This is a genomic window from Allobosea sp. P4_C6 (assembly GCF_056402015.1).
Window position 1 is genome coordinate 1 of sequence record NZ_JBFUIF010000177.1, and the last position, 2535, is coordinate 2535.

At 55.6% G+C, this 2535-nt stretch carries 4 protein-coding genes; 2 read left to right on the forward strand and 2 right to left on the reverse strand.

Features of this window, described 5'->3' with window-relative positions:
• Positions 1-126 precede the first annotated feature (126 nt).
• On the reverse strand, positions 127-864 hold the full coding sequence (locus AC1DVA_RS27565; protein WP_476808008.1) for a Crp/Fnr family transcriptional regulator: 738 nt from the start codon (positions 862-864) through the stop codon (positions 127-129).
• Between the two features lie 440 nt (positions 865-1304).
• On the opposite strand from AC1DVA_RS27565, the gene AC1DVA_RS27570 reads away from it, so the two are divergent.
• On the forward strand, positions 1305-1514 hold the full coding sequence (locus AC1DVA_RS27570; RefSeq protein WP_038358045.1) for a cold-shock protein: 210 nt from the start codon (positions 1305-1307) through the stop codon (positions 1512-1514).
• 118 nt (positions 1515-1632) lie between these two features.
• A complete protein-coding gene (locus tag AC1DVA_RS27575) occupies positions 1633-1866 on the forward strand; it encodes a hypothetical protein (RefSeq protein ID WP_476808009.1) in 234 nt (77 codons plus the stop codon).
• Positions 1867-1998: 132 nt separating this feature from the next.
• Here AC1DVA_RS27575 and AC1DVA_RS27580 read toward each other — a convergent pair.
• A partial coding sequence (locus AC1DVA_RS27580; RefSeq protein ID WP_476808010.1) for an alanine dehydrogenase occupies positions 1999-2535 on the reverse strand: 537 nt, incomplete at its 5' end.

Consider the following 2535-nt stretch of genomic DNA (forward strand, 5'->3'; position numbering starts at 1 on the left):
GTCATTGGGTAAGTCAGTACCCTCATCGTCGATGTCTATTTTAACACCGTCTTGAGTATGAAAGAAATACTGGGGCATAAGCAGGGAATGCCGCGCGTTGTCATCTGTTCCACGGCGCCGCAAATATTAACTGGGCGTCTGTTCCCGCAAATGCAGGTAGTCCGCGTCAAATTCCGCCAACTCGCAGAGACCCGACCAATTCAGAACCGTGATACGGCTCGCCCGGATACGAACCAGGCCGGTTTCGCGAATTTTCCGCAGCTGCTTGTTCATATGGACGGTCGACAGGCCCAGTGAATCGGCGATTTCCGTCTGGGTCATGGGCAGATTGCAGGTTATGCCGTCTGACAGGCCGATGGCTTTCATCTTCGTGATGAATTCACACAGGAAGTGGGCAATGCGGCTTGCAGCGGGGCGCTTCCCAATCCCGACCATCCATTCACGATAGATCGAAGCCTCTATCAACGTCTCGCGCCAGAATGCCTCTGCAATGCGAAAGGAGCTGCGGGTGAGCGCTCTGACCGGTTCATGCGGGATGAAACCCACCGTTACAGAAGTGAGGGTTCCCAGATTGTGATCCATCCGTGGAAGCACCAGCGAATGGATGTCGGGGATGTCTCCCGGAAGATGGAGCGATATGATTTGGCGCTGCCCCTCCCCGACAATTTTATAACGACACACGAGCCCGCCGATAACGAGGCAGCATTGCTTGGCGAGTTCACCTTCGCGGACAATATCCTGGCCCGCCTCGTAGTGCCGGATGTTCAGTGGCAGTTGGCGAAGCAGTCGCTGCTCTTCCTTCCCTAGCGGCTGTGTCGTTTCGAGCTTTTGGATGAGCTCGCTAATGTATTCCTCTTTGCCCATCCGGTTGTTGCTCCGCAATCGTTGGAGACCAGCGCTCTGCCGCCCCGCTGCTTTCTCTTACCTTCGCTTGAAACAGGCGACATGTAAAAAGACATAGACAAATGTCGGGAGCAGCAGTGGTCGCGTCTGCCGCGGAGCGCGACGGGGCGGCGCCCAAACGAACAGGGGGCGGTTGAGACCCGGAATAATTTTTGTCCGAAAACATTGGCGGAACGCATAACTAAGATCGTCACCGAAAAAGAAAAACCGGGCATCGAAAAAATAAAATTTGGATTCTCCGGCAATTTGAGCTAAGTATACCTTTATCGAGATTGCTTGGACGGCCGTTGTTATTTTCGCGCTTTGGCGCGGCTCTGATGAACTCCCCCTTTCGAAATCGTTCTGAACTCGCCGGACATTCTGTCGGTGAGCGACAGGTCTTGCCAGAAGGAGGGTTTTTCATGACCACCGGCACAGTGAAATGGTTCAATTCCACCAAGGGTTTCGGCTTCATCCAGCCCGATGACGGCAGCCAGGATGTGTTCGTACATATCTCCGCCGTCGAACGCGCTGGAATGCGGGACCTGCAGGAAGGCCAGAAGCTTGGATACGAGGTCGCTCGCGACAACCGGTCCGGCAAGATGGCCGCGGAACAGCTCCAGACTGCGTGATTAGGCAACCGTCGCCGTTGACCACGGATGTACTGGCACCAGCGACTATAGCCACTCGAAAGGCCGGGCATTTGCTCGGCCTTTTTGCTTTTCAATCTAGATACGAATGGAGATCGTAATGTTCGAACTTTCAAAGCAGCGCTTAACGGCCGACAACCAATTTTCGAAGATCCAAACGCGCTCCCTCTCTCACGCCAGGATTATCTCCGAGACGGAGAAGCTGATCCAGCACCGGGAGGACAACATGCTCAAGCTGTGCGGGCTTCGTTTGGCGAAAGAAGCCAATGTCAAACAGGCTGGCCTTGCAGCACAGATCAAGACGAAGTCGCGGCGCCGTCCGGGCTTCAAATAGCCCTGGAGCCGAACTCTGTCAGTCTGGCAGTATGCGGTAGCCTTCCGTCAGGACCAGGCTCAATCCGTCCGGCTCATCGATCACGATGTCTGCTCCGTCATTTGTCGCATCCCAATGCTCATCGCTCAATCATCAGGCGGCAATCGCCTTTTGAACCGGCTCGTATGGCTTGTTGAGACTCTCGGCGACCTGTGGATTTGTGATTCGACCTCGATGCACATTCAGGCCGGCGGCGAGGTGCGGGTCTTCTTCAATCGCTTTCAGGCCACGTGCCGCCAATGCTAGGCCGAACGGCAGCGTGGCGTTGTTCAAGGCATAACTCGATGTGAGCGGTACAGCTCCGGGCATGTTGGCGACGCAATAATGAATGACCCCTTCAATTTCGAAGGTGGGTGAAGCGTGGGTCGTCGGTCGGGATGTTTCGAAACAGCCGCCTTGATCGATCGCAACATCGACGAGCACCGCTCCGCGTTTCATCCTCGAAAGTTGTTCGCGGGAAACGAGACGTGGAGCTGCTGCCCCCGGAATGAGAACGGCCCCGATCACCACGTCGGCTGCGAGCACCTCCTCTTCGATGGCCTGCTGGGTGGAGAAACGCGTTTTTACGCGACCACCGAAATGCTCGTCCAGCTGCCTAAGGCGGGGGAGGGACCGATCAAGAATGACAAG

What these genes read in the sequence shown, in the direction of transcription:
- AC1DVA_RS27565 (WP_476808008.1), bottom strand. Translation starts at nt 864, where the DNA reads ATGGGCAAAGAGGAATACATTAGCGAGCTCATCCAAAAGCTCGAAACG.
- AC1DVA_RS27570 (WP_038358045.1), top strand. Translation starts at nt 1,305, where the DNA reads ATGACCACCGGCACAGTGAAATGGTTCAATTCCACCAAGGGTTTCGGC.
- AC1DVA_RS27575 (WP_476808009.1), top strand. Translation starts at nt 1,633, where the DNA reads ATGTTCGAACTTTCAAAGCAGCGCTTAACGGCCGACAACCAATTTTCG.